This is a genomic window from Saccharopolyspora spinosa NRRL 18395, from assembly GCF_000194155.1.
Classification (GTDB): domain Bacteria; phylum Actinomycetota; class Actinomycetes; order Mycobacteriales; family Pseudonocardiaceae; genus Saccharopolyspora; species Saccharopolyspora spinosa.
The window spans coordinates 189,527-214,565 of record NZ_GL877883.1 but is presented as its reverse complement, the minus strand read 5'-3'; the positions used below and the strand labels follow the sequence as shown (position 1 = coordinate 214,565).

At 70.1% G+C, this 25,039-nt stretch carries 27 protein-coding genes and 1 pseudogene; 15 read left to right on the top strand and 13 right to left on the bottom strand.

The window, feature by feature from the left end; translation table 11 throughout:
• Window positions 1–44 precede the first annotated feature (44 nt).
• Entirely contained in the window at window positions 45–608 is a 564-nt protein-coding gene (locus tag SSPN_RS49765) for a glycine-rich domain-containing protein (RefSeq protein WP_143539415.1), read from the top strand.
• Between the two features lie 14 nt (window positions 609–622).
• Window positions 623–1,504 carry a hypothetical protein gene (locus tag SSPN_RS0139000; RefSeq protein ID WP_010315694.1) on the top strand — a complete coding sequence of 294 codons (882 nt, stop codon included), beginning with the start codon at window positions 623–625 and terminating at the stop codon, window positions 1,502–1,504.
• Between the two features lie 57 nt (window positions 1,505–1,561).
• On the opposite strand, the gene SSPN_RS53220 is transcribed toward SSPN_RS0139000, so the two are convergent.
• The 4 genes and pseudogenes from SSPN_RS53220 to SSPN_RS0138975 all read right to left on the bottom strand — a co-directional run bounded on the left by SSPN_RS53220 (window position 1,562) and on the right by SSPN_RS0138975 (window position 3,899).
• Window positions 1,562–1,816, bottom strand: coding sequence for a hypothetical protein (locus tag SSPN_RS53220; RefSeq protein ID WP_010315692.1), 255 nt, complete (start codon window positions 1,814–1,816; stop codon window positions 1,562–1,564).
• 187 nt (window positions 1,817–2,003) lie between these two features.
• Window positions 2,004–2,300: pseudogene (locus tag SSPN_RS61985) on the bottom strand (cation:dicarboxylate symporter family transporter); the annotation flags it as partial.
• Window positions 2,257–2,739: a dicarboxylate/amino acid:cation symporter gene (locus SSPN_RS48070; protein ID WP_272941805.1), complete on the bottom strand. Its 483-nt coding sequence runs from the start codon at window positions 2,737–2,739 to the stop codon at window positions 2,257–2,259. The gene SSPN_RS48070 and the pseudogene SSPN_RS61985, both read right to left, overlap by 44 nt.
• 524 nt (window positions 2,740–3,263) lie before the next feature.
• Window positions 3,264–3,899, bottom strand: a complete 636-nt coding sequence (locus SSPN_RS0138975) for a Maf family protein (protein WP_010315684.1) — start codon at window positions 3,897–3,899, stop codon at window positions 3,264–3,266.
• A gap of 138 nt (window positions 3,900–4,037) precedes the next feature.
• Between SSPN_RS0138975 and SSPN_RS57340 the strand changes: the two genes are divergently transcribed.
• Window positions 4,038–4,181 (top strand): hypothetical protein, encoded by a 144-nt coding sequence (locus SSPN_RS57340; RefSeq protein WP_010315682.1) that lies wholly within the window; start codon window positions 4,038–4,040, stop codon window positions 4,179–4,181.
• 277 nt (window positions 4,182–4,458) lie between these two features.
• Here SSPN_RS57340 and SSPN_RS0138960 read toward each other — a convergent pair whose 3' ends face one another.
• Together SSPN_RS0138960 and SSPN_RS63190 are read right to left on the bottom strand one after the other, a co-directional pair.
• Window positions 4,459–6,354 (bottom strand): Xaa-Pro dipeptidyl-peptidase, encoded by a 1,896-nt coding sequence (locus SSPN_RS0138960; RefSeq protein ID WP_049887745.1) that lies wholly within the window; start codon window positions 6,352–6,354, stop codon window positions 4,459–4,461.
• Window positions 6,355–6,389: 35 nt separating this feature from the next.
• Window positions 6,390–6,554, bottom strand: a complete 165-nt coding sequence (locus SSPN_RS63190; RefSeq protein ID WP_394378948.1) for a HepT-like ribonuclease domain-containing protein — start codon at window positions 6,552–6,554, stop codon at window positions 6,390–6,392.
• Window positions 6,555–6,848: 294 nt separating this feature from the next.
• On the opposite strand from SSPN_RS63190, the gene SSPN_RS0138950 reads away from it, so the two are divergent.
• The 4 genes from SSPN_RS0138950 (at window position 6,849) to SSPN_RS0138935 (ending at window position 9,897) form a co-directional block, all read left to right on the top strand.
• Complete coding sequence (locus tag SSPN_RS0138950) at window positions 6,849–7,682, top strand: biotin--[acetyl-CoA-carboxylase] ligase (RefSeq protein WP_010315675.1); 834 nt, start codon at window positions 6,849–6,851, stop codon at window positions 7,680–7,682.
• A 75-nt stretch (window positions 7,683–7,757) separates the two neighbouring features.
• Window positions 7,758–8,279, top strand: coding sequence for a PH domain-containing protein (locus SSPN_RS0138945; protein WP_010315673.1), 522 nt, complete (start codon window positions 7,758–7,760; stop codon window positions 8,277–8,279).
• Window positions 8,279–9,247, top strand: a complete 969-nt coding sequence (locus SSPN_RS0138940; RefSeq protein ID WP_010315671.1) for a hydroxymethylglutaryl-CoA lyase — start codon at window positions 8,279–8,281, stop codon at window positions 9,245–9,247. The genes SSPN_RS0138945 and SSPN_RS0138940 overlap by 1 nt, the downstream gene beginning before the upstream one ends.
• Window positions 9,244–9,897: an adenosylcobinamide amidohydrolase gene (locus SSPN_RS0138935; protein WP_010315669.1), complete on the top strand. Its 654-nt coding sequence runs from the start codon at window positions 9,244–9,246 to the stop codon at window positions 9,895–9,897. The genes SSPN_RS0138940 and SSPN_RS0138935 overlap by 4 nt, the downstream gene beginning before the upstream one ends.
• 359 nt (window positions 9,898–10,256) lie before the next feature.
• Here SSPN_RS0138935 and SSPN_RS0138930 read toward each other — a convergent pair whose 3' ends face one another.
• Window positions 10,257–10,706: a MaoC family dehydratase gene (locus SSPN_RS0138930; RefSeq protein ID WP_010315668.1), complete on the bottom strand. Its 450-nt coding sequence runs from the start codon at window positions 10,704–10,706 to the stop codon at window positions 10,257–10,259.
• A 278-nt stretch (window positions 10,707–10,984) separates the two neighbouring features.
• On the opposite strand from SSPN_RS0138930, the gene SSPN_RS0138925 reads away from it, so the two are divergent.
• The 5 genes from SSPN_RS0138925 (at window position 10,985) to SSPN_RS48060 (ending at window position 16,673) form a co-directional block, all read left to right on the top strand.
• The gene (locus tag SSPN_RS0138925; protein WP_010315666.1) at window positions 10,985–11,443 is read left to right on the top strand and encodes a YbaB/EbfC family nucleoid-associated protein; all 459 of its coding nucleotides are present in this window, start codon (window positions 10,985–10,987) and stop codon (window positions 11,441–11,443) included.
• Window positions 11,444–11,445: 2 nt separating this feature from the next.
• Window positions 11,446–11,766: a hypothetical protein gene (locus SSPN_RS0138920; protein ID WP_044577176.1), complete on the top strand. Its 321-nt coding sequence runs from the start codon at window positions 11,446–11,448 to the stop codon at window positions 11,764–11,766.
• 7 nt (window positions 11,767–11,773) lie between these two features.
• Window positions 11,774–14,227, top strand: a complete 2,454-nt coding sequence (locus SSPN_RS49760) for a TNT domain-containing protein (RefSeq protein WP_010315663.1) — start codon at window positions 11,774–11,776, stop codon at window positions 14,225–14,227.
• Complete coding sequence (locus SSPN_RS0138910) at window positions 14,224–14,529, top strand: hypothetical protein (RefSeq protein ID WP_010315662.1); 306 nt, start codon at window positions 14,224–14,226, stop codon at window positions 14,527–14,529. The genes SSPN_RS49760 and SSPN_RS0138910 overlap by 4 nt, the downstream gene beginning before the upstream one ends.
• A gap of 653 nt (window positions 14,530–15,182) precedes the next feature.
• Window positions 15,183–16,673 (top strand): DUF2339 domain-containing protein, encoded by a 1,491-nt coding sequence (locus SSPN_RS48060; protein ID WP_158309715.1) that lies wholly within the window; start codon window positions 15,183–15,185, stop codon window positions 16,671–16,673.
• Window positions 16,674–17,012: 339 nt separating this feature from the next.
• Here the strand turns inward: SSPN_RS48060 and SSPN_RS0138895 are convergent, their stop codons facing one another.
• Both SSPN_RS0138895 and SSPN_RS0138890 read right to left on the bottom strand, forming a co-directional pair.
• Window positions 17,013–17,195, bottom strand: a complete 183-nt coding sequence (locus tag SSPN_RS0138895; RefSeq protein WP_010315659.1) for a DUF397 domain-containing protein — start codon at window positions 17,193–17,195, stop codon at window positions 17,013–17,015.
• Complete coding sequence (locus SSPN_RS0138890) at window positions 17,188–18,027, bottom strand: helix-turn-helix domain-containing protein (protein WP_010315658.1); 840 nt, start codon at window positions 18,025–18,027, stop codon at window positions 17,188–17,190. Before SSPN_RS0138890 ends, SSPN_RS0138895 begins: the two co-directional genes overlap by 8 nt.
• 440 nt (window positions 18,028–18,467) lie before the next feature.
• On the opposite strand from SSPN_RS0138890, the gene SSPN_RS0138885 reads away from it, so the two are divergent.
• Window positions 18,468–18,707, top strand: a complete 240-nt coding sequence (locus SSPN_RS0138885; protein WP_010315657.1) for a hypothetical protein — start codon at window positions 18,468–18,470, stop codon at window positions 18,705–18,707.
• Between the two features lie 94 nt (window positions 18,708–18,801).
• On the opposite strand, the gene hisN is transcribed toward SSPN_RS0138885, so the two are convergent.
• Entirely contained in the window at window positions 18,802–19,575 is a 774-nt protein-coding gene (gene hisN, locus SSPN_RS0138880) for a histidinol-phosphatase (RefSeq protein ID WP_010315656.1), read from the bottom strand.
• Between the two features lie 115 nt (window positions 19,576–19,690).
• Between hisN and SSPN_RS0138875 the strand changes: the two genes are divergently transcribed.
• Window positions 19,691–20,365 (top strand): response regulator transcription factor, encoded by a 675-nt coding sequence (locus SSPN_RS0138875; RefSeq protein ID WP_010315655.1) that lies wholly within the window; start codon window positions 19,691–19,693, stop codon window positions 20,363–20,365.
• A 6-nt stretch (window positions 20,366–20,371) separates the two neighbouring features.
• Window positions 20,372–21,646 (top strand): ATP-binding protein, encoded by a 1,275-nt coding sequence (locus tag SSPN_RS0138870; protein ID WP_010315654.1) that lies wholly within the window; start codon window positions 20,372–20,374, stop codon window positions 21,644–21,646.
• 107 nt (window positions 21,647–21,753) lie between these two features.
• On the opposite strand, the gene SSPN_RS48055 is transcribed toward SSPN_RS0138870, so the two are convergent.
• The 3 genes from SSPN_RS48055 to SSPN_RS48045 are packed head-to-tail and all read right to left on the bottom strand — an operon-like array spanning window position 21,754 to window position 24,878.
• On the bottom strand, window positions 21,754–22,269 hold the full coding sequence (locus SSPN_RS48055; RefSeq protein WP_010315652.1) for a GtrA family protein: 516 nt from the start codon (window positions 22,267–22,269) through the stop codon (window positions 21,754–21,756).
• 49 nt (window positions 22,270–22,318) lie between these two features.
• Window positions 22,319–24,046: a hypothetical protein gene (locus SSPN_RS48050; protein WP_044577172.1), complete on the bottom strand. Its 1,728-nt coding sequence runs from the start codon at window positions 24,044–24,046 to the stop codon at window positions 22,319–22,321.
• A complete protein-coding gene (locus SSPN_RS48045) occupies window positions 23,997–24,878 on the bottom strand; it encodes a sigma-70 family RNA polymerase sigma factor (RefSeq protein ID WP_010315648.1) in 882 nt (293 codons plus the stop codon). Before SSPN_RS48045 ends, SSPN_RS48050 begins: the two co-directional genes overlap by 50 nt.
• Between the last annotated feature and the right edge of the window lie 161 nt (window positions 24,879–25,039).

Below are 25,039 nucleotides of genomic sequence, written 5' to 3'. Positions count from 1 at the left end.
GTACTCGTCTGGGCCGTCCTATTCGGCAGCGGCTTCTACCTGTGGTGGCGCGTCAGGAAACCGCGAGTGGCTACCCGATCGGCGTGCCGCGCAATCCCGACACCTGGCGTGGTGCCCGGCACGGCGGGGCCGGTGTCGTGGTGACCTCGGATTTCCGGCAGCTCGGGCAGATGACGCGGGGCGTGATCACCGCGCTGGGCCTTGCCGTCTACGACTTGGAGGCGGGCAGGTACGAGGCCGCCGACCGTGAGCGCCTGGCCGGCTACTTGGACAACCTCGCCGCAGCACTGCGCGCCGACGGCAACCAATGTCGGTTTCATTCTTTACCCCGCGAGTACGCCGAGTTCTGCCACCGGGTCGCTGGGCGGTTCATTCACCACGTGCCCAACGACGCCCCGAACGCGCTACCTGGCAGGGGCACATCCGTCGAAGCTCGCGCCCGTACGGTGAAGGCGATCCAGCGCGCCGGGTTCCCGGTCGATGGCGAGCTGTGGACGGACGCGGCCGCCAAGTGCTCGCCTGGCGACGCCGAGGATGGCTGTTGTGCGGCATCAGGCGTCGACGGCAACGAGAACACCGGGAACCAGACACCGCCGCCAGTTAGGTAAGGAGACGGGCCAACGTGACCACCTGGCATGAACTACCCGAGCACGTACGGGACGCCGTACAGTGGCGCGTTGGCCCCGTCTCGGGGGTCACCGACATCACCGGGGGCCGCAACAGTGACCTCGCTGCGGTGCTGGACACCAGCACCGGGCGGATGTTCGTCAAGGGCGTCGAGGGTGTCAGCCGCCGCATGCGGTTCCTGCGCAACGAAATCACCGCCGGGCAACTGGCGGTCGGGCTCGCGCCCGCGGTGGTGTTCGCCGAGGACATCGGCGAATGGTTGGTGGTCGGATTCGAGTACGTGCCCGGCCGACCGGCCGACCTTTCCCCTGGATCGCCGGACCTCCCGATCGTCGCCAAGGCAGTCGACCGGATTGGCGACTGCCCCGCGACGGGGCTGAGGTCGCTGCTGGACCGGTGGGGCACCACCGACTGGTGGGGATGTCTCGGCGAGCAAGCGCCCGACATGGTGCGCGGATGGGACGTCGCCGACATGCAGCGGTGGGCGGCGCAGCTGTCCGAGCTCGCCCACGGCGACAGGCTCGCGCATACCGACTTGCACGGCGACCAATTCCGCATCGGCACGGACGGCTTAGTGCACGTGATCGACTGGGGCTTTCCTGGCGCCGCTGCCCCGTGGATCGACGGCGCGTATCTGGTGCTGCGGCTGGTCGAAGCGGGTCACCAACCGGGCGCGGCGGAAGCCTGGGCCGCCGACAACCTGGCGGCGTTCGCCGACGTCACCGGCAAGCACCTGACGGCGTTCGCCGCGTACCTGGCGGGGATGTGGTCGCATTGGGCCGTCACGAAGAACGGACCTGGGATGCAGCACCGGGCACGGCTCGCGCGGGACTATGCATCATGGCGTCTGCAACATACGGTCCCCGCAACCCGCTGAGGACGCCCCGAAACGGCAAACGCGCCCCGCACCCGGTGAAGGGTGCAGGGCGCGTCGCTACTGGGTCGGGTACGTGGGTGGCGTGTTGGAGCCGAGCAGAACGCGGGTCGCCCACGGCGGTAGGTGCGGCTCCGCCTTGCGCAGCAGCGCGTAGACCGCGGCGAGCACGACCGGCACGACGAGCGTGTTTCCGGCGTCGCCGAGCGGGTCGGTGAGCCAGTCGGGAGCGCCGACGGTGATCAGCCAGGCGATCAGTGCGGACCAGGCGGCGGGAACCTTGGTGCGCAGCCACGCGGTGAGCTGGTCGGACATCAGGCAGCGTCCTTCCCAGCGATGCGCTGCGCCAGTTCGGTGACGATCGCCTCGGCCTGCTCGGCGTTGTCCTCGCCGAGCGCGGCCCGCACGGACTCAGCCACGACCGACACTGAGGAAACTTGACCCCCGCGACGTTGGTGGAAGTGCGAGCCATGTCCATGATCGGGTCCACCGCGTAGGCGATGGCGATGCCGGTGGCCACCACCTCGGGCGGGAAGCCCAGCGCGGCGACCGTCAGCGTCAGCATGGTGAACCAGCCGGTGACGCCGGCCGTGGCGATCGAGCCGAACACCGGGACGGCGATGATCATCAGGTACTGCACCGGGCCGAGCTGGATGCCGAAGAGGTTCGCGATGAACATCGAGCCGACGGCCGGGTAGATCGCGGCGCAGCCGTCCATCTTGGTGGTGCTGGCCAGCGGCACCGCGAAGTTCGCGTTAGACGGCGGCACGCCGAGGTCCTGGGCGGTCTGCCGGCTCAGCGGGAGGCTGGCGCCGGAGGACCGGGAGACGAACGCGAACTGCAGCGCGTTTCCAGGATTTGGCGGAGAACCGGATCGGGCTGACCTTGGCCACGAGCGCCAGCAGTAGCGGGTACACCGCGAACAGCACCAGCGCGCAGGCCACGTAGGTGGAGCCGATCAGCTTCAGCAGCGGTACGAAGAACTCGTTGCCGTAGCTGGCGACCGCGTTGCCGATCAGGCCGAGGGTGCCCAGCGGGGCGAGCCGGATGATCCAGCCCAGCACGCGCTGGATGACCTCGAAGGCGGCCCTGTGGAAGTAGACGAACGGGGCGGCCTTGTCGCCCAGGCTGTAGGCGGCGGTGCCGATGATCAGCGCGACGAACACCACCTGCAGCGTCTCGCCCTCGGAGAAGGCGCTGATCAGGTTGCTCGGCACCAGGCCGGTGATCAGGTCCAGCCAGGAGCCGCTCGTCTTCTTGCCGATGGACGCGAGCTTGTCCGGTCGGGCTCGATGACCAGGCCGCGGCCGGGCTGGAACAGCCAGCCGATCACCAGGCCGATCACCACGGCGATCCGGCGAAGAGCTTGGGGTTGAAACGCAGGCGTGATCTGCCAGCGGTGGTGGACACAGGGATCTCCCGAGGTGTCGGAGGAAGGTTCGAGGAGGAAGGGTTTCCAGGCTCGTTCTGCGCAGCGGTGCTGGTCGCGGACTCGGACGTGTGGTGCGAGTTGTGCGCGTGGTGAATGGGGGAGCGGATTCGCCGCTCGCCGGGGGGCTGGGGGCAGCCGCTAGCGCGGGGCCGAACGCCCGATCACAGACAGACGGAGCTGGCCTGCAGTCGCAGATCGACGTGCAGGCTCGAAGTCAGGTACAGCCGTCGGAGGGTTCCCATCGCGAATATCTGTAACCACGTGCGCGGGAAAACCCATCCAGGGGTAACTGAATTGTGTTCGTCTTCACTTGGGTGGCGGGAACCGGTGTCACTCGGTGTGCGGTGCGCTCCACAGCGTCACGACGCTGACGCCGACCTCGGCGAGCAGTTTGCGGGTCAGCGGCAGGCTGATCCCGAGCACGCTGGACGGGTCGCCGTCCACGCCTTCGATGAACCAGCCGCCGAAGCCTTCGAGCGTGAAACCGCCTGCCACGTGCAGCGGTTCGCCGGTCTCCAGGTAGGCGTCGAGCTCGGCCTCGGTCGGCTCGCCGAACCGCACGGTGGTGCTCAGGTGTCCCTGGGCTCGCGCGCTGATCTCGCCGTCCCGGAGTCGGACGATGGCGTGTCCGGTCAGCAGTTCCCCGCTGCTCCCGGCGTTCTGCGCCCATCGTTTCGCGGCGGCCTCGCGGGTGCCCGGCTTGCCGACGATCTCCCCGTGCGCCATGAGCAGCATCGAGTCGCAGCCGACGATCACCGCGTTCGGTTCGGCTGCGGCGATGTCGGCGACCACGGCCTCTGCTTTCGCCTGCGCGAGCGCGCTGACCAGCTCGGCCGGGCTGGGATCGGGCAAGGCCGCTGCCACTGCGTCCTCGTCGACGCCGGAGACCTGGACCAGCGGCTCGATCCCGGCGGAGCGCAGCACGGAAAGGCGGGCGGACGAGGCGGAAGCAAGCACGAAGCGCACACCGCCGATGCTAGTGCTTGCTGTTGCCGATGCGGCTGCGGTTCCGCCCCGGAGGCGGAGTCCGCCGAAGGCGAGGGGTGAGCCAGGGTCGAGGCGCCAGCTCACGACCTCTTCTATTTCGGCGGGCTCGTCGTCGCGGTGACCGACAGCGGCGCGGCGGAGGCCGTGCGCGATTCCGGCGCCGACGTCGTGGTGGTGGCCAACGACGAGCGGGAGGTGGTAGCCGCGAACTCCACATTGGACGGCATGGAGGCGTCCGCGCCGCGCCGTCACCGGGGGTAAGTGGACGTGCGGGAGAACGAGGTCGTCGTGCCGGTCGACCGCACGCAGCGCGACGCCGCCACCGAGGACGTCCCGGCGTGGGCACTCGCGACCAGCGATTCGGTGCGGGTGCAATAGGTCTCCGAGTCGCCGCGAACCTGCTGCGACCTGGTCGGCGGGGACGCCTACTACGTGGGCGGCCGCTGCTCGGTGGGCTTCTCGGTGCGCACCGCTTCGGGCACCAGCGGGATGGTTACCGCCGGGCACTTCGGTGCCGCAGGCGCCTCGGGTCGCGCACTCACGACCGTGGCAGGTCCCGGTTGAGGCGGACGTCCGGGCGCGGCGGGAAGCGGTCCGGCCGGACCGTCGGCTTACCGGCCCAGGCCGCCGCCACGGCGGGCAGTCCGCCGACGACCGGCAAGGTCGCCGAGGTCTGCGCCAGGTCCAACCCGATCTGGCCGGGTTGCCGGGGCGAGACGATGAACGCGCTGTCCGTGCCGCCGATGATCAGCGCCAACTGGTGTCCGGCGGGGACGACGTGATCGGTGGTGGCCAGGCGGAACGTCATCGTGTACGGCTTGCCCGGTTCGAGCGGCTTCTCCGCCGTCAGCGACTCGTGGTTGCCCAGGTCTGCCCAGCCGCGGGCGATGATCTCGAAGTCCACGTCGGCGGTGGTGGCCTCGGTGTCCTTGTAGCAGGCGTCGTCGCCCGGACGGCTTTCTCCCCAGCACGATTCCGTTTGCAGCGTGCGGATTCCTTCGCCCTGCTCGAGGTAGTCGCGGATGGTGGCAGGCCCGTAGTCGACGAGCATCGCGGACAGGTGCGCCGTCGGCGTGCTCGGCACCGCCGTCACGGTGACCGACCCCGTCCCGGCCAGGCGCAGGTCGCGGCTCAACGGGGCGGTGCTGAACAGCGCGCGGGCGGGCGACGGCTGGTCGGGCTGGGCGGCCCAGTCGTACTCGTCGAGCGAAGGATCGTCGGTGAAGGACGCGGTCCCGCCGGGTGCGGGCTGCGGGCCGAGTCCGTCCTCGCGCGGGTGCAGGGCCGTGGGTTCCGCCTGTTCACCGGACCAGTCCGGCTCGTCGGCCCAGGTGTCGGGCGCGCGTTCGATGCTGGCGGCCGGTTCCTCGGTGATCCCGTTGTCAACCCCGAGCAGCCAGTGGTCGAACCAGCGGTGCAGGGTATCGACCCACTCGGCGCGGCGGAAGTCGAACGGGTCAACGTGCCCGGTCTGGCTCAGCCACAGCTTGCGCGGCACGTCCCGTGCGGCCAGCGCGTCCCACCACTGCCCGAACTGGATGGTCTTGACGTTCAGGTCTCCCAGGCCGTGCACGGCGAACACGCTCGCGGTCACCCGGTCGGCGTTCGGCACGTAGTCCCGATCGGTCCACAGTGGAGTCACGTCGCCGTTGGCCGGGGCATCGTCGGTCAGATCCTGCTTGACCGGGCCGCAATCCGGGCGGCCACCATCCTCGACGTGCTGGGCCAGGCCGACCGGGTCGAACCCGAACGACACCCCGTCGGAGCGGTAGTAGTCGTACCAGGAGCTGATCGCGCCGATCGGGACGATGGTGCGCAGGCCCTCGACGCCGGTGGCGGCGACGCCGTTGGCGATCGTGCCGTCGTAGGACTTGCCGATCATGCCGACGTCCCCGGTGGACCAGCTGGCGTAGACCGCGTTCCCGCCGGTCGGCGCGTCGAACCCGGAAGCGTGGCCGTGCAGCCAGTCGATGACGGCCTTCGCCGAGGTGATGTCCGACGGGCCGCCGACGTCCACGCAGCCCTCGGAGCGGTTGGTGCCCGCCAGGTCTACGAGCATGGTCGCGTACCCGCGCGGCACGAAGTAGTTGTCGTAGAACAGCGGGAAGCCGAGCGGTCGCCCCTGGTCGTCGTAGGTCTTGAGCTCGCTCTCGTTGCCGCGCCCGCAGCACGAGTAATACGGGCTGGCGTCCATGATCACCGGAACGGGATGGTCGGTGCCCGCCGGTCGGGCGATGTCGGTGGCGACCCGGTCGATTACCCCGTCGCGGTCACCGTCCAGCCCGGTCTCCACCCAAACGGTCTCCCGGACCGGTTCGGCGCCGAAGACCGGCTGGCTCCGCCCGTCCCGCACCTGATCCGCAGCGGCGACCGGGGCCGCACCGGCCAGTACCAGCGCCGCGCACGGCAACGCCCACCAGCGACTTCTCCCCACAGCGCCCACCTCCGAGAAGTTCTCGGAGGTGGAGCCTATGGCCCAAGATCAACGCTGTGCACAGCCGAAAGTGTGCCGAGATCGAAGTACCCGTGGGCGATGCGATTGCGCATGGCGATCATTTGGCGCCATGACACTTGCCGGTGTGCACGCTGGATATCCCGGTCCACGCCACTCGCGGCCTCGCCGAGGTTCTCTATCCAGCGCAGGTCGTTTGGAGAACTACATCAATCATGGTCATTGGCACCGCCTCGGCAAGCAGTTCGTCACGGATGGTGGTTTCAGACCGTTCGGCGTTGCGAATTGGGTGAAGACGCCGAGCAGGTCCTCGTTGTCCGGTGCGAAGCCGGACATGTCCCACAAGGCTGACGCGACGGTGCGGGGCGCGATGACCGAGGTCATGGCGGCTCCTTCCAGCGGTCCGTCGTCCCAGCTGACTGTCCGCCGGCATCCAAGTTCGATGCAGGAGCGGATCAGTCGCGGCATAGGCTGGGGTGGTGGGTGTTCCGGTTTTGCTGAATGGCGAGCGGTTGCGTGCTCGATTGGTCGACAACGGTCCTTTTGCGGTGCTCGACGTGGTGGCCACCACCGGGTCGACGAACACCGATCTGGTGGCCGCCGCCGGGCGGGGTGCCGCCGACCGGACCGTGCTGATCGCCGAGGAGCAGCAGGCCGGGCGCGGGCGGATGCAGCGGCAGTGGGCGTCGCCGCGCGGACACGGCTTGTTCCTGAGCGTGTTGCTGCGGCCGAAGGTGCCGCAGGCCGCGATCGCCTGGTTGCCGCTGATCGCCGGGGTCGCGCTGGCTGAGACCGTCGACCGCGTGACCGGGATCCCCGCCACGCTGAAGTGGCCCAACGATCTGCTGCTCGGCGACGGCGGCGAGTGGTCGAAGGGTGCCGGGATCCTCGCCGAGGCGGTGGCCGGTCCGGACGGCATGGCGATCGTGCTCGGCATGGGGATCAACGTGTTCCAGCAGCGCGAGGACCTGCCGCGAGGCGCCGGCGGCCTGCCCGCGACGTCGTTGGCGGCCGAGGGCGCCGAGGTCGACCGCGAGGAGTTCGCGGTGGCGTTGCTCACGTCGTTCGCCGAGGTCGACGACCGGTGGCGGGGCGCGGCCGGGGACGTAGTGGCCAGCGGTCTGCTGGACCGCTACCGGCGGCTGTGCAGCACCCTCGGGCAGCAGGTGCGCGTCGAACTCGGCGCGGATGACCAGCTGCGCGGCGTCGCGACCGACATCGACGAGACCGGTCGGCTCCTCATCCGCTCCGCCGACGGCGACACCAACGCGGTGTCCGCGGGAGACGTGGTGCACCTGCGACGGGCTTGACCGATGTCCGCGTGATCGGATGAGCCCAGCCGGTAACGTGATCGGTAACCGGCGAAGAGGCTGAGGAGGGATCCGGTGGCCTACCCAGACGGCCTGCTCGGCGCGGACGAGCACGTGGTCGTGCACAAGCACCCGCACTGGAAGATGCTGATCGGTCCGGTGCTGGTGCTGTTCGTGGTCGTCGGCGGCGGGTCCTACCTGGCGGCGCTGGCCGCGCCCACCTCCTGGTACCTGCCCGCCTGGATCGGCCTGGCGGTCGTCGGCGCGGTTCTGATCATCTGGTTCACGCTCGCCCCGCTGGTGCGCTGGCGCACCACGCACTTCGTGGTGACCACGCACCGGCTGATGGTGCGCGAGGGCGTGTTCACCCGCACCGGTATCGACATCCCGATGTCCCGCATCAACTCCGTGCGGTTCCGGCACGGGCTGCTGGACCGCATACTCGGCTGCGGCACCCTGGTCGTCGAATCCGCCTCGGACGAGCCGCTGGAGTTCGACGACATCCCGCAGGTGGAGCGGGTGCACACCTTGCTGTACCGCGAGGTCAACGACGACCCGCGGGACGACTGGGACTACCGCGCCAGGGAGGACGACTGATGGGGCCGCGTGAACTTGGACTGCCGATGCAGGTGGCCTCGCCGGAGCCGGGCGAGCTCCCGACCGAGGTGACGATCTGGGAGGTCGGGGCCCGCGACGGGCTGCAGAACGAGAAGGAAGTCGTCCCGGTCGAGGTCAAGCTGGAGTTCCTGCAGCGGATGGCCGACGCCGGGCTGGGCGTGCTGGAGGCGACCAGCTTCGTCCGCCCGGAGTGGGTGCCGCAGCTGGCGGACGCCGCCGAGCTGCTGGCGGGGCTGGAGCGGGCGCCGGGGGTGCGCTACCCCGTGCTGGTGCCGAACGCGCGGGGCCTGGACCGGGCGCTGGAATCGGGTGTTCGCGACATCGCGATCTTCGCCGCGGCGACCGAGACGTTCACCCAGCGCAACCTCAACCGCAGCCTGGACGAGCAGTTCGTGATGTTCGACCCGGTGGTGCAGCGCGCGGTCGGCGAAGGGCTGGCCGTGCGCGGCTACGTCTCGATGTGCTTCGGCGACCCGTGGGAGGGCGCCGTGCCGGTCGAGCAGGTCGTTTCGGTGGGTAAGCGGCTGCTGGAGATGGGTTGCTGGCAGCTGTCGCTCGGCGACACCATCGGCGTCGCGACTCCCGGGCATGTCGAGGCCCTGGTTCGCGCGTTCGTCGCGGCCGGGGTCGGGGTGGACCGGCTGGCGGTGCACTTCCACGACACCTACGGGCAGGCGCTCGCCAACACCTACGCGGCGGTCCGACTCGGTGTATCCACAGTGGACTCTTCGGCGGGTGGGCTCGGCGGCTGCCCGTACGCGAAGTCGGCCACCGGCAACCTGGCCACCGAGGACCTGGTGTGGATGCTCGACGGGCTGGGGCTCAAGCACGGCGTCGACCTCGGGAAGCTCGTGGAGACCAGCGTGTGGATGGCCGAGCGGCTCGGCCGGCCTAGCCCGTCCCGCGTGGTCAAGGCCCTCGGAACCGCTGAGGCTTCGGGTTCGTGAGCGCGCCGACCGCGGCGCTGCACACGCTGCACGGTCGGCCGCTGCTGGCCTGGCGCTGCGCCCGGCCTGGGCTGGCGATCTCGTCGGCCATCCACGGCGGCGGGATCGGCCCGCGGTCGTGGGTGCTGAACGCCACGGTGGTGACCGACTACGACCATCCCGATCCGGCGGCCCACGTCGCCGAAATGGCCGATGAGCTCGGGATGTCCGGCGACGGCGTCGGGCTGCTCACCGCGGTCGACGTGCGCCACGAGGTGACCTCGGTCGACGGCGGTGTGCAGGCGAGCGTGACAACCGGCGTCAGCCACCCCGTCTGGGCCGCGGCGCGCGAACCGGCGGCGCAGGCCTGGACGCCGGGCACGATCAACGCGGTGTGCTGGTCCCCGGTACGACTCAGCGAGGCCGCGCTGGTGAACGCGGTCGCGACGGTCGCCGAGGCCAAGGCGCAAGCCCTGGTGGAGTCGGGTGTCGCGGGCACCGGCACGGTCACGGACGCGACGGTGGTCCTCTGCCCGCTGGACGGCGAAGCCGAGCCCTACTGCGGCCCCCGCTCCCGCATCGGCGCCGGGCTCGCACGCGCGGTGCACGCGGCGGTCACCGCAGGTCTGCGTGTCCAGCACCCGCGCCACCGCGAAGATCCGGACCGGTAACCACCCGGGAGTCCTGCGGGCGCTGTAGAACCTGTGCGAGAACACCTTGTGCCGCCGAGGCGCACCGGGCGTCACCAGTGTGGAGCGAACGGACTGTTCACGTCGATAGGTGGCGTGAATGGTCCGTTCGCTTCATTCGCTTGGTGCTGGTGGTTCGGTTGTTGGTGTGGAGCGAACGGACTGTTCGGGTCGGTAGGTGGCGTGAATGGTCCGTTCGCTCACACACATCACGGGCTTTGCCCCGGATAGTTCGGGGTGCCTCGGGCCCGCGAGGGCGTGTGAAGACCTTCGGCGCTTCAGGGACACGACAGCCTCAATGGCGCTCCAAAGTGTTCGCGCCTCATGAACAGCTGAAACGCTCAGGGCTGCTCTCGGGTGCCGAACAGCGCGACGAAGGTGAAGCGCATGACTCGTTCTTCGCCGCGATCTGCCGTTCCGGTGATCTCCACCAGCCCGAGGTTCGGCTTGCTCTGCGACCGCCGCTGACTGTTGACCTCCATCTTCAGCTGCAGCACGTCGCCCGGGAACACCGGCGCGAGCCAGGCCAGCTCGTTGCCGCCGGGGGAGCCTTGCGAAGTCGAGTCGGCCACCACGTGGTCGACGTAGCCGCGCATCCACAGCGATGCGGTGAACCAGCCGGAGGCGCAGAGTCCGCCGAGCACCGAGTTCCGGCCCGCCTCCTCGTCGAGGTGGAACGGCTGCGGGTCGAAGCGCTCGGCGAACGCCAGCATCTCCGCCCGGTCGACCTCCACGTCGCCGAGGTCGAAAACCCGCCCCGGCGTGAGGTCTTCGTACGCGATCATGCCCATCGCCTCATCGTCGCAGCGGTTTTCCCGGCCCGCGCTGAGAGGGTGCTCACAGGCTGTGATCGGTGATTTCGGGGCGGATCGGACAATCCGGTTCGGCTGGTCGGCCGGGCGAAAAATCCCCTGACCGGCATGGAACCATCAGCGCAGCGCCGTGCGTCCAAGTCGCGACGTGCAGTCTGCGGTCACCGGCCGCGGACGACCGCTTTGCCGTTGCCGACCGGATGTCGGGCACCGCGCGCCCGCGACGGAGCCGCCAGCGAACAGGGAGGGGAGCGGCCGTGCCGACCGACCACCGTGCCCAGGTAGCGGAGCTGATGGCGGACTACCGGCGAAGTCGGGAACGACTCGCCGAGACGCACCACGACTTGTCCTCGATCGCCGAGACCGCTCGCTCCAAGGACGGCAGCGTGCAGGTCGTGGTCGGGCCGCAGGGTGTGCTGCGCGAGGTGGTCCTCTCCGACGACGTCTACGAGCGGCAGCGCCCGGCGCAGCTCGCCGCGACCATCGTGCAGCTGACAGCGGCGGCGGCGCAGGCGGCGTCCCGCCGGGCAGCCGACGTGCTCGCCGAGGTGCTGCCCGCGGGGACTGATCCGGAGCTGCTGCTGGGCGGACACGCCGAAGGCGCGTCGGATTCGGCACCGCGCAACGAATCGCGGCGCTTCGACGACAATGTCGATGACGATGACTTCTCGGATGCGAGCTGGTTGCGGCAGGGCCCGGCGGGACGGGAGTGGTGACGATGAGCGGCTTCCGAAGTGATCTCGGGCAGCTGACCAAGCACGCCGGGGAACTCGGTGGCCTCGCCGGGCAGGCACAGCGGATCGCCGACACCCTCCGCGAGGCGCTGAACGCCGCTGGTGACTGCTGGGGCGGCGACGAAATCGGCGCGAACTTCGCCCGCACCCATTGCGGGCGCGCCGACCAGGCGCTGGACGATCTCGGTGCGATGTCCGGGCGGCTGCGCGACATGGGCGAGAAGCTCGCCGCGACCGCTGCCACGACCGGGCAGGCCGACGCCGGCAACGCCGACGTGCTCGGCCGACTAGCCGGGCGGGGGTGACCGGCGCATGGGCATCGAACTTCCCGCCGAACTCCAGGATGTCGCGGCGCGGACTGGCGCGAAGTGGCCGGAAGCCGACGAGGACAAGATGCGGGAGTCGGCGTCGGCGTGGCGGGATGCGGCGAAGTCGATCGAGGCGCTCACCAGTGCCGCCGACGGCACTGCGCAGGGCGCGCTCGGTGCGTTCGACGGCGAAGCCGCCCAGGCGGCGCGTCGGGACTGGGACAAGTTAGCCGCTGACGACGGGGTGCTGCCGTCATCGGCCAAGCAGTGCCGAGCCGCTGCGGACCGCCTGGACCACGCGGCCGAGCAGGTCGGCGCGGCGAAAGTGCAGCTGGTGCGGGAACTGGTGACGTTGGCGAAGCAGACAGACGCGGCCGAACAGGCGGCTGCCGCCGGGCATCCGCAGGCGCTGGCCGCGCTGGACTCGGCGTTGAACGGCGCGGCGGCGAACGTGGCGCAGGTCCACAACACGCTGACGTCGGCGGTGGACCGGGACAGCGGCGTGCTGGTGGAACCGCACGGCTCGCAAGGCCCGTTGTCCGCCGCTGGCGGTGCCCTGAGCGCAGCATCGTCCACAGTGGATGCGGCTGTGACCCACGGGGCCGGTGCTGTGTCCGGGGCAGCCGGTGCTGTTGACGAGACTGCGCATGGAGCTGCCGACGGCGTTGGCCGCGTCGCCAACGAGACTGCTGACGGTTTCGGGCGGGTCGCTGACGAGACCGTTGGTGGTGTTGCGGAAGGCGTTGGCCGAGCCGCGCATGACACCGTTGGGGACGTCGGGGGCGCGGTCGAAGGTGTCGGTCGATCTGCGCACGAAACAGTTGGGGGTGTGGCAGCAGGTGCGCACGGCGCTGCCGAAGAAGTTGCACGGACCGCACAGCCCTGGCAGGGCGATGCCGAGCACACCGGCCCGGTCAAGGTCGATCCAGGCGGCTGGGCCCCAGGCCTCGCCGATGCCAGCACCGGCCCGATCCCGATGATCGGCGACTCCGCCCGCTCGGGCTGGACGCCCGAGGGCGGCGACCCCGCCTCCAGCACAGCGCCGCACGCGGTGCACTCCGCCTGGGCTTCGCCGCAGGCTCCGCAGCCGCCGCTGCCGGGCGCGGCTGCGCCGCCGCAGGGCTTCGCTCCGGCGGCTCCGGGCGGCCACTTCGTGGCGCAGCCCGGTGTGCCGGGGGCTCCGTCGGTGTCGGCTGCTCCGCCTCCGGCGGCCGCAGCGCGCCCACCGATGCCGTCGGTCGCTCCGCGCGGCCCGATCGCCTTCGGCTCTCCTGGCCCGCAGGGACCTCAAGCGCCACAACCTCAAGCGCCACAGCCTCAAGCGCACAAGCCTCAAGCGCACAAGCTCCAGGCGCCACAGCCTCAGGCTCACCAGCGGATGCAGCGCGCTCCGCTGCGTCCGCTTCCGGCTCCGTCGCAGCCGCTCGCTCCGGTGGTGCCGGACGCGCCGCAGCGCCCGTTGCGGCAGGGCAGCCGTAACGCGGATGTCGTCGCGTTCGTGCTGCACCAGTTCCCGATCGGCTACATGCCCGTCGCGGCGAGCAAGGCGAGCAGGCAGCTGCCGGTGCCGGAGGCGGTCGAGGAGGACCGGTCCGGGTTGAGCTTCCCGCCGCAGGACCACCCGCAGTCGCACCTGGTGGACGACAGCGATGCGCTGGAGCGCACGCGGTCGGCCGAGGTTTATGCGGCAGCGCAGCGCGATCGGGCCGAGCGGAGCGAGCCCGAGCAGCTGCCTGCGGAGCTCACCGAGGGCCACGAGCCGCTCGGCGAACTCAGTGAGCCGGAGTGGGAGCGCCGGTTCTTGGCGCGCGCCGGCGAGCGGAGCGAGTACGCGTGGCCACCGGCGGCTGAGTTCCCGGAGGGCGGCGTGGAACCGGCGGAGCCGGTGGTGTTGGCGCCGGACGTGGTGCTCGACTGCCTGGGCAGCGGCGACGGCCGCATCTTGTTCGCCGCTGCAACGCCTTTCGCGCAGCGGTCGTTGCCCGCCGCGTATGACGAGCGCGACTACCGGCGGTATCGGGTCATGCGTCCGCTGCCGGTGTGGCAGGCCGTTGCCGCGCCGTGGTTCGCGCAGCCCGGCGGCGGCATGCGCTACCGCGCGACCTATTCGCTGATCGATCTCGTCGGGCTCGGTTACCTGGTGGAACTGACCAAGGCGCGGGAGGTCGCCGAGGCGGCAACCCTGCGCATCGCCCGCGAGGATGTGTCAGACGGAATCGCCGGGTCGGTGGCTTCGGCCGTTCGGCTCACGCGCGATGAGGCCGAGGCGGCGACCTCGGACGAGGATCGGAAGACCGGGAACCCCGCCGTGGCTTCGACCGAGCGGCTCACCAGGGAAGATGTCGAGGTCAAGGCCGCCGAGGCCGGGGTGGCGTCGGCGCTGCGGATCGCGCGCGATGAAGCGGACGGCGGTCCGGCGACAACTGATGGCGGGACGGCGCAGGAGGCCGCGAAGTGAACACCGAATCCGTGCTCGGCTGGCTCGTCGCGATGGGCGTCCCGGAGGACCTGGTGTCCGTGGGGGCCGAGGCCGACGACGCCTGGTGCCTGGTGCGCGATGAGGTCGACGGTGCCCCGGCCTGGGAGGTCTTCTGGCGTGAGCAGGGGAATCGCTACGACTGGGCGCGGTTCACCAGCGAGCAGGTGGCGTGCTTTTACTTGTTCGGCAGGCTCACCTGGACGCAGGCGTTGCGCGGGGCCGTCGGCCCGGTCGACGTCACCAGCACGCCGGTGAAGGGCACCCCCGCGCAGCGCGCGTGAACGAGCGGATTCGCGCGCTCCAGTCCCACGACCAGCGTCGGCGCGCATCCGTACCAACCTGTGATCGCATCTGAGTAGTGCTACCGATGCTCGTGCGCCTGAGCGCGCGCAGACTTCGGGACCATGTCTCAACCACAGCCCGGCGAAGCACTGCAACTGGTCGCAGGTGAGTTGCACGCCATCGGCCAGCGGCTGACGTATCTAGGCAGCATGGTGCAGGCGCAGCTGCAGGCGCCGCATCAGCTCCCGTATCAGCAACAGGTCGCAACGCAGCAGTATCCGGTTCCGCAGCCGCATCAAGCCACGTCCGAGCAGCAATCTGACGTTGCGGAGCATCATCAGGCTCCAGCACCAGAGCATCCGGCGGGATCCGAGCAAGAACCTGCTGCGGCTGAGACTCATACTGCGGCGCAACAACCGGCTGCGTCGCAGCACTATCCGGTTGGCCCTGCGCAGCAAACCGCTGCTACACAGCACTATCAGGCTTATGCGCAACAACCGGCCGCCATGCAGTATCCGGCGGCACCGCGGCCGTATCCGGGGTTGTCGCAGGTCCCAGCTGGGGATGTGCGTCAGCGGTTCGGCGCGGACCTGGAACCGAGCCGCGTCCTGGCCTGGGTCGGTGCCGGGGTGACCTTGCTGGGCGTCGTGTTGTGCAGCAGGAATGGTTGGGGCCGGGCGCGCGGGTCGCTGGTGGCGCGGTGCTCGCCGCGCTGCTGGTCGCGGCCGGGTGGTGGATGCATCGCCGGTCCGCGGCCGACGAGTCGGGCGGGGCGGGTCGAATCGCCGGATTTGCCCTTGCCACAACGGGTTTCGGCGCGTTGTTCCTGGACGTGGTGGCGGCCACCGCACTTTACGGCTACCTGCCGGTGCCAACCGGGCTCGGGGTTGGCCTCGCGGTCAGCGTCGCCGGCCTGGCGCTCGCGGATCGGTGGCGGGCGCAGCCGTTGGCCCTCGGCGTGGTGCTCAGCTCGGCGATTTGTGCGCCGCTGATCACGCAGACGGCGGATTCGCTGCTCGTCGGCTTCGTAGTGCTGTTGCAGGTCGCGGCGACCCCGGTGCAGGTGCGAAGGGGTTGGGCTGGCCTCGCGGTGGCGGCCGGAGTTCCCACCGTGCTGGCTGCGCTGGCAGCGAGCGTGCGGGGGATCTGGATTTACGACACCGCGCTCGTGGTCGCGGTCTTCGCCGCCGCGGTGCTCGGCGTGGCGGTCGCGGCGATCACCGCAGGTGCCCGGCCGGATGCGGATGGGACGGCCATCGGTCTGCTCATCGCCGCACCGACGCCGGCCTTCCTGGCCGGGCCGCTGATGCTGGAGCGTCCGGCGGCGGGCGCGATCGGCACCGCAATGGTCGTGCTGCTGGTGGGAATCTGGGCGGCCGGGCGGTTCACGCCCGCGTTCCGGAACCGGTTGTCGGGAAGGTTCGTCGCTGCGGTCGGTGGGATGGCGGCGGTTGCCGCAGTGCAGGCGACCCTGAGCTTCCTGGACTCGTCGAGTTGGGGAACGGCGCTGCTGTGTGAGGCGCTGCTGCTCGGCGTCGGCGGATTCCTGTTGCGCAGCCGGGGAGTGCTGCTCGGGGCGACGTGCTACGCGACCTTCGGGTTCTTGCTGGCGTTCTTCAACGAGCTGCCGATCACCGCGCTCCTCTGGCACGACGGCGGCACCGGGCTCCGCGGCCTGCTGGCCGGACTGCTGGTCGCGCTGGTGGCGGTGGCCCTGCCGGTCGCGGCGACTCGGATCGGGAAGCTGGCGGAACTGCCGGGGGCGCTGCCGCTGTGGGCGGCATCGGGACTGGCGCTGCTGTACGGAACGGCGAGCGCGACGATGGCGGCGTGCCTGTTGGTGAGCGACGCACGGGCGAGCTTCCTAACCGGCCACATCCTGATCACCCTGAGTTGGGTGGTGGCGGCGATTGCGTTGCTGCTGCGGGGAGTCCGGGTGATGCATCTACGGATCGCGGGCCTAGTGCTGATCGCCGTGTCCCTGGCGAAGCTGCTGCTGTTCGACCTGGCAACCCTGGACGGCTTTGCCCGGGTGATCGCCTTCCTCTGCGCGGGCCTGATCCTCCTGGCGGCAGGCTCCGCCTACGCCCGCCTCCTAACCCGGGCCGCGACGCCGCAGCCACCCGAAACCCAGGAGGCGTGACGGACGCCAGGCTGAGTTGAGGTTCGTGAGTGGTTTGGGGAGCTGTAGAGGCTGTTTGTGAACTCGTTCTGCCTTGAGGTTCCCGTGGCAGCCCCAACGGGAGTGGTCTGGTTCCGCCTCGCCAAGCGGTGTGGAGCGAACGGCCTGTTCGCGTCGATAGGCGGCACGATCGGTCCGTTCACTTCATTCGTCTGACGTAGGCCCCGGGCTGCTGCGAACGGCCTGTTCGCCTCGATAGGCGGCACGATCGGTCCGTTCGCTTCACGCCAGCACCTTCCAAGCCAGCTCCTATGGCGACCCAAAGCACTCGCGAGCCCTGACCCCGCCGAACGCGGTGCCTCATCGGTAGTGGTCGGCCTTGATGGCGGATAAGAAGCTGTGCCAGCGCCGGATATTGAAGGCGAGGATGCCGCCGTCGGGGTCTTTGGAGTCCCGCACGGCCGTCGTCTCCGGCGTCATCGCCACCTCGACGCAGTTGTACTTCTCGGTGTACGTGCTCTTGCGCCAATTGAGTTCATTCATCGTTCAGGGTCTCCGCGATCTTCCGGATCAGCGCAGTGGAGGCGGTCTCATCCAGCGCGCAGTCGTCCAACGATCGACAGGCTGTCACAAAGGAAGCCACTTCAGTAGGCTCCGTGACGAAAAGGCCGAGGCCGCGAACCTCGACGAAGACGTATGGGCTGCCGTTCGCGAGCTCATATAGCGAGAACGAGGTTCCGATCGCTGGCCTCGGTGTCGCCTCGAAGTCGATGACGCGAACACCCACGTTGTCCCGACGTTGCAGGACCAGCAGGTGCTCCAACTGGTCCCGCAGCACGCGTCGACTTCCCAGCGTTCGGTGCAGAGCCCCTTCGTCTATGAGCAGACGCACTTTCGGAGCCCTCGGCCTGCTCAAAATTGCTTGTCGGCCGAGCCTGGTCGCCACCTGGTTCTCCAGATCGATCCCCGGAGCCGTTTCGTCGCCGAGGATCAGCCGGGCGTAGTCCGCGGTGTGTGCGAGGCCTGGGATCAGGGAGATCTGGACGTCGATGATCGCGACCGCTTCGCGTTCGAGGACCATCAGGCTCGCCAACTGGTCGGGAACCCCGTTCGCCAGCCACGCGGCGGTTTCCGCGCTGTCCCCGACCTTTTCGAGGAGCGCTTCCTTGTCTTCTCCAACCACGCCGTAAAGCGCGCAGAGAGCGCTCACCTCTTCTTTGCTCGGTGCGCGGAGGCCGAGTTCGTTGCGGTTGACCGAAGATGGGGACAGTCCGAGGGCTTTCGCCACCGAACGGGTGGACATTCGCGCGTCTTCGCGCAACTTCCGCAGTTGCACGCCCAACCCCAGTTGACGCAGTTTCTCGGACTGCCGCACGGGCCGACCTCCCGTTTCGCCGCTGATCGTGTGTCAGGCGATGACGCAGATGACCCAGCGCTAGCGCTTCTACCTGCGATGTCTCAGATTCGCCGACACTAACGGTATCGATCTAGCTTCTTGCTGTCAGCGCTTTGACCAGCGATTAAGCCAAAGGTGGGGCCATGTTGGCAAATCCGTACCGCAGCGATTTCCAAGAGGTCTACTGGATCGTGGGGATCGGGTTGGATCGGCGACATGCGACGCCGGTTCGGCCGGGGGCTCAGTGCGGCGGCGGGTGGGTTCCTTCGCTGTGCGAGGTGTGGATGCGGGTTCCGTTCGCCACGCTCGCGGGCCGCACTCCCCGCTCTGCGGCCGTGACCGAGCGGTGTCCACAGTGTACCGATGCGGTTGGCGAACGCGGCTTTTCCAGCCGGAACTGGGACTTCTGAGGGGGCACGATGATCGATGACCTCACCTGGACCGCTGTGCAGCACGCCATCGCCGTCGGCGCGGGCACGCTGCTGCTGATCCTCTGCCACATCGTCGCGGGATATGTGCGGAACTGCTCCGGGCAGCACACGGGTGCCGGTGACGGTGCTACGACGGTCTGGCAGATCCAGGATTCGCTTGCCGCAGAGGCGAAACGGCTAGCCACTGCCGAATACGTGGGACGGCACAGGTTGCTGCACCCCCGTTGAGGCCCCTGACCGGATCGGCGCGTTGCCTTCCCCGACTGAGCGCCGGTCCCTCCGGCGGTCGGGCGTTCCTCCCCCCGGCCCGGCCGCCGGAACCCTACTTCTGCAGCAGGTTGAGGGTTTCCGAGTGCAGGTGGCCGTTGGTGGAGAGGGCGCTTCCGCCGTCGTAGCGGGGATTCCCCGACAGGTCGGTGAAGGTGCCGCCCGCTTCCTCCACCAGGACCTGGGCCGCCGCCACGTCCCACGGGTTGACGATCGGCTCCGCGGCGATGTCGATCACGCCCTCCGCGACCAGGCAGTGGTGCCAGAAGTCGCCGAACGCCCGGTTCTCCCAGCAGGCGTCGACCAGCCGTAGGTAGGACTCCCGCGAGTGGTACTCCACCCAGGTGCCCAAGTGGGTCGTCGACACGTACGCGTCGGCGAGGTCCCGCACCGCCGACACCCCGATCCGCTCCGGCTCCGCGTCACCGGTGCGGCACCAAGCACCCGACCCGGCCGCCGCCCACCAGCGCTTGCCGAGCGCCGGGGCGCTGACCACGCCGACGACCGGCCGGCCGCCGTCGACCAGCGCGATGAGCGTCGCCCACACCGGGATGCCGCGCAGGAAGTTCTTCGTGCCGTCGATCGGGTCGAGCACCCACGCCCGGCCCGCCCCGGCGGTGCCGCCGCGCTCCTCGCCCGCCACCACGTCGTCAGGGCGCTGCGCGCCGAGCACCTCACGCACCGCGTCCTCGACCGCGAGGTCCGCGTCGGTGACGGGCGTGCGGTCGGGCTTGCGGTCCACGCTCAGGTCCCGGGCCCGGAAGCGGTGGACGGTGATCCCGTCAGCGACGTCGGCGAGGTGCAGGGCGAGGTCGAGATCGCTGGTCACGCAGGAACCCTAGCCCGCTGCCCCCGATGATCCGCGAAGGGCCCGCAACCAGGCGGGTCCGGCGAATCTCCCAGGACACCGGACGTGATCATCTGCGACCTCTAGTCTGGAAGGCGTGAGCGTGGTGCTGCTGGCAGAAGACGACCCGGCCATCGCTGTGCCGTTGTCCAGAGCGCTGCAGCGTGAGGGCTATTCGGTGCAGGTGATCGGAGACGGCCCATCGACGCTGCGCGCCGCCGCTTCGGGCGGGATCGATCTCCTGGTGCTCGACCTCGGGCTGCCGGAGATGGACGGCCTGGAGGTGTGCCGGCGGCTGCGGGCGCAGGGCCGCGGCCTCCCGGTGTTGATGCTCACCGCGCGCACCGACGAGGTCGACTTCGTCGTCGGCCTCGACGCGGGTGCCGACGACTACGTCGCCAAGCCGTTCCGGCTCGCGGAGCTGATGGCCCGGATCCGCGCCCTGCTGCGCCGCGGCGCCCCGGAGACCTTGGAGGCCTCCGGCGTCCGGCTCGACCTGACCGCCCGCCGGGTGCTGGTCAACGAGCACGAGGTGCAGCTGGCGAACAAGGAGTACGAGCTGCTGCGGGTGCTCATGCAGCACGCCGGCCAGGTGGTGACCCGCGAGGAGATCCTCGAAGAGGTCTGGCCGGAGTCCGACCGCAAAGGCAGCAAGACGCTGGACATGCACATCTCGTGGCTGCGCCGGAAGCTCAGCGACAGCAACGGCCGACTCGACGAGACCCGGATCGCCACGGTGCGCGGCGTCGGGTTCCGCTTCAACGCGGACTGAGCCGCGATGCGCCGCCGGATCCTGCAGGCCACGCTGCTCGCGGTGGCGGTCACCGCGGTCGTGCTCGGCCTGCCGCTGGGGTTCACCGCGCTGAAGCTCGTCCAGGACCTCACCGCCGGTGACCTGACCACCCGCGCGCAGCAGATCGCGACGCTGCTCGACGAGCAGATCGCCTCGCAGCGCTCGATCGACCTCAATGCGGCGCGACTGGCGGTGCCCGACGGAGCCCGGCTGATCGTGCGCACGCAGGCGCACGACTACGTCTACGGCCCGGATCCTGGGCAGGATCCGCTGGTGGAGAGCGTGCCGATGGTGCAGAGCGGCACGGTCACGATCGCCGCGCCGAGTGCCCCGGTGCGCACCCAGCAGCTCCAGGTGGCGGCGTTGGTGTTGATGCTGGTGGTGCTCTCAGCTGGCACCGGGATGATCGTCGCGACGCTCACCGCCCGGCGGCTCTCCGACCCGTTGAAGCACGTCGCGGCGCGCGCGGCCCGGCTCGGTGCCGGCGATTTCCGCGCCGATCCGCAGCGCCACCAGGTCCCGGAACTGGACCGCGTCGCCGATGCGCTGGACGCCTCCGGCGCGGCATTGTCGCAACTGGTGCAGCGCGAGCGCGATCTCGTGGGTGACGTCTCGCACCAGCTGCGCAGTCGGCTCACCGCGCTGCACCTCAGGTTGGAGGCACTCGCCGCGACGGACGACCCGGAGATCGCCGAGGAGGCCAGCGCGGCTCTTGAGCAGGCCGAAAGGCTCTCCGGGGTTCTCGACGACCTGCTTGCGGCGGCCACTGCGGCGCGCGCTCGGGACGCCGAGCCCCTGGACGTGTCCAGCCTGCTCACCGATGTCGCGGGGGAATGGCGGGAGCCGCTGAAGGCTGCGGGGCGGACGCTGCGGCTGAAGGTGTCGGAAGGCCTGCTCGCGCGGGCCACCCCCACGCGCCTGCGGGAGACGATCGGCGTGCTGCTCGACAACGCGCTGCGGCACGGCGAGGGAACCGTGATGCTGGCCGCGAGGCAGGGCGGCGGAACCGTTGTCGTCGAGGTCGGGGACTCCGGACCGGGCGTGCCCGATGCCCTGGTGCCGTACCTCTTCGAACGCGGTTTCTCCGGGAGGGGCTCGACCGGTGTCGGCCTGGCGTTGGCCCGAGCCCTAGTGGAGGCGGACGGCGGGCGCCTGGAACTGAGCCAAGCGCGCCCGGCGATGTTCGAGGTGTTCCTCCCGATCGCCCGAGCAGACGACATCCTCGGCGTCTCCTGGAACCGCGAGTCCACCCCCCGCTGACTCCCGCAGTTTCAATTGAAACTGTGGTGGGGTGAGTACCCGGGTGGGGTTCTGGGGTTCACGGGTTTCAATTGAAACTGTGCCAGCAGTGGGCCAGGTGTTCTCGTTCAGCGGGCCGAGATTCGGTCGCGGGCAGAGGGGCGGCGGTCGGGTTGCTCGGCGGGGAAGACCCACTTGCGGAACGCCCACCAGCGGAACGCCATGCCGACCAGCAGCCCGATGATCTGCCCCGCCGTGAAGTCGGCGATCTCCTCCACCAGCCGACTCGTGAATGGCGTCTGCAGGTGCAATACGTACCGCGAGACCCACAGCGGCGCCGAGTACAACCCGACCCCGATGCCGCTGATCACGAAGTACAGCGTCGCCTCGTAGCGCCGCCGCCGACCGCCGCGGGTGCGGAAGTTCAGCACGTACGACACGATCGTCGCTACCAGCACCGCGATGACCTTCGAGGTGACGGGCTTCGGCGACAGGATCGTCAGCTTCAGCGCGTAGAAGATGCCTGTGTCGATGAAGAACGTGATCGCGCCGACGACCCCGAACTTGAGCAACTCGCGGTGCTGGATCGCGAGAGATCGGTACGGCTGCGGGATGCGCGCGAGTACCGAATCGACAGCGGACACGTCCCCGAGTCTACGGAGCTACCTCAACTGAGCGACTTCAGTCGGCTATTTAACTCGGTTGTGGGCGTGTCGTGGACCCCGTCGTAGAGCTGCTGGGCGGCGCGTTGCTGCTAGGCGGCGCTGCCGTCGTCGGCGTCGTCGAGCTGGTCGGCGTCGTTGTGCTAGTCTGCGGCGTGCTGCTGGGCGGTGTCGTGCTGCTGGGAGGTGTCGACGCGATCGGCGGCGTGGTGGTCGGCGCCGTCGTGTTCGGCGGAGCGGTCGTTGTAGGACTGCTCGACGGCGGGACCGGCTGCGACGGGTATTGCGGCCAAGGCCACCAGCAGTGCGGTGGGGTCCACGGCGGCCGGTCGCCCCAGCTGTGCTCGTCCCACGGCGGCCGGTCGCTCCAACCCGGCGGGGTCCACAGCGGGCGGTTGCCCCAGCCCGGCGACCACCACGGGCACTCCGGCGGCGTGCTCGTGGGCGTCGGGGTCGGCGCGGGAGGTTCCGGTGCCGGCGGTGCGGGCGGCACCCACGGGTACCAGAGCCGCACGGACACCGGGTCGCTGTCGCGGGCCGAACCCAAGGTCCCGGACACCGGGATCGTCACGTCGCGGATGATCCAGCGGTCGTCCGGCTCGGCCCAAGCCTGCGTTGGCTCTGCTAGGTCGGCTTCGACGAGAGAGGCCCCGATCGGTTCCGGCCATGAGAAGCCGGGCAGGGCGGTGACCCAAACTTCGCTGTGGAAGGACTTGCCCGGGGCCAGCTCGGCGGCGCACCGGATCCGGTGCTGGTCCACGGGCTCGGCGGCGCACTTCGGCGACATCCCAACCGCCTGGACGCCCTCGGGCAACTGGGCCACGGCTACGGCGCGCCCGGTGCTGGTCCCGGTGTTGCGCACGTCGATCGTGATCCGGCTGCACAGCCACGGCGCGTGGTCCAAGCTGCCGATGCCGCAAAGCTGCAGCGTTCCCGGGTTCCAGGCGGAAGTCCGGACGTCTACGCCGTCCACCGGTGCCGGTGGGCGGACCACGACCGGAACCGTCGGCAGCCGCAGCTGGATCTCGGTGCCGGCGTTGATGCGCGCCGTGATATCGCCGCCGGTGGCGGACTCGTTGGCCTGCACGCGGTAGTCGAAGACGAACGTCTCGCCGGGCCGGAGGCCGCGATCGGTGGTGCAGGTGATCGAGCTGGTCTGGTTCGTGCAGCTCACCGACGGCGCGTCCGGGGCTTGGCCGCGGACCGGGGACGACGATGCGACCCAGCTCTGCGGGGTGGTCGAGGCAGGCCCGGACCGCACGGCGGTCGGCAGCTGCGCGGACACGCCCGGCGGCAGGTTCAGCGTCGAGATGACCGGCTCGGACGGCCCGGAGCCGCTGTTGCTCACCGTGATCGGCAACGCCGCCGGGGCTCCCCCGGCGACCAGCTGGATCGGCTCGCCCGGGCCCGAGGCGTTCAGGCTCGGCGTCGCCGGCGGCGGCGCGGGCTGCGGAGCCGGTTGCTGCGGCGGCGGAGACTGCGGCGCCGGGGGCTTCGGGGCTGGAGGCTTGGGCACCGGCGGTGTCGGGGGCTGCGGAGCCGGGGGCGGCGGCTGGACCGCGGGTGGCGGAGTCGACGCGACGGGCACGGGCTGTTCCGTGCCGGAGGTCAAGGCGATGGCGATGGCTGCGGCGAGCACTGCGGTCGCCGCTCCGGCAGTGAGCGCCTGGCGGGGCGCACTGCTCGCCGCGCTCGCAACCCCAGAGGCGCTACCGGCGGCGACCGCCGCACCAGCGGCCGGTGGCCGCGACCGCCGCACCAGCGGCCGTTCCTCCGGAGGAGGCGAGTGCGAGGTAACCGGTGACCGAGCCACCGAGCACCAGCGGCGCGATGATGACCCGCAGCGCACCGTTGACGTCGGCGAGCTCGGCGGCCAGCGCGCGGCAGCGGTGGCAGCCGTCGAGGTGCGCTTCGACCTGGGTCGTTTCCCGCTTGGACAGCCCGCCTCGGGTCCAAGCGCCGAGCCGGTCGACGGCGGCCCGGCACTGCTCGACACCGGACTCGGCGTCGTCCAGCTGCCCGAGGTGAACCTGCAGGTAGGCCTGGCGGAGTCCCTCGCGAGCCCGGTAAGCGAGTGCGGAAACCCCGTTGGGGGTCAGGCCGAGCAGCGGCGCCACCTGGGCCGGGGTCTGGCCCTCGACTTCGACGTGCCACAGCACGGTCTGCCAGCGCTCCGGCAGCCGCGCGAACGCCTGCGCGGCGAGCGTGCGCTCCAGGCCGGCGACCGCGGTGTCGGTGAAGGGCACGCTGACGTCGGCGCCGGACACCTCCGCGACGTCGTCGGCGAGCTGCACCTTGCGCTCCCGGCGGGTCCGGTCGTAGGCGGTGTGCCGCAGAGCCGTGAGCAGGTAGGCACGGAATGCGGTGTTCGGCCCGCGACCGTCCCGCAGCGTGTCGAGCACCTTCGCGAAGGCCTCGGACACCAGGTCATCGGCTTCCGCCGGGGACTTCGCGACCTGCCGAGCCATGTTGTAAGCCGCTGCGACGTGTCGCTCGTACAGCTGCGCGTAAGCCGCGGACGAGCCGTCGCGGACCTCTTCCAGCAGTTCACCGTCGCTGGGGCCCTGCACTTCCGCCGGGACTGTCGCCACGCCGCACCTACCTCCCCGCAGGGCGCTCGCCGTTTTCCGTGTGTTCTAGGGAGTCATCCTCGCCAGATGACATGACGCGAAAAAGCTGAAGATTATTGTGATCTAGATCTTAATGCTCGCGCCATCAACTCCACCGTCATGGGCGACCCACTGCTTCGTCC

Excerpts from the sequence above, each read along its gene's own strand:
- SSPN_RS53220 (WP_010315692.1), bottom strand. The coding sequence starts at position 1,816 with ATGTCCGACCAGCTCACCGCGTGGCTGCGCACCAAGGTTCCCGCCGCC.
- SSPN_RS0138885 (WP_010315657.1), top strand. The coding sequence starts at position 18,468 with ATGATCGATGACCTCACCTGGACCGCTGTGCAGCACGCCATCGCCGTC.
- SSPN_RS0138930 (WP_010315668.1), bottom strand. The coding sequence starts at position 10,706 with ATGGGCATGATCGCGTACGAAGACCTCACGCCGGGGCGGGTTTTCGAC.
- SSPN_RS0138870 (WP_010315654.1), top strand. The coding sequence starts at position 20,372 with ATGCGCCGCCGGATCCTGCAGGCCACGCTGCTCGCGGTGGCGGTCACC.
- SSPN_RS0138940 (WP_010315671.1), top strand. The coding sequence starts at position 8,279 with ATGGGGCCGCGTGAACTTGGACTGCCGATGCAGGTGGCCTCGCCGGAG.
- SSPN_RS0138895 (WP_010315659.1), bottom strand. The coding sequence starts at position 17,195 with ATGAATGAACTCAATTGGCGCAAGAGCACGTACACCGAGAAGTACAAC.
- SSPN_RS49760 (WP_010315663.1), top strand. The coding sequence starts at position 11,774 with ATGGGCATCGAACTTCCCGCCGAACTCCAGGATGTCGCGGCGCGGACT.
- SSPN_RS0138920 (WP_044577176.1), top strand. The coding sequence starts at position 11,446 with ATGAGCGGCTTCCGAAGTGATCTCGGGCAGCTGACCAAGCACGCCGGG.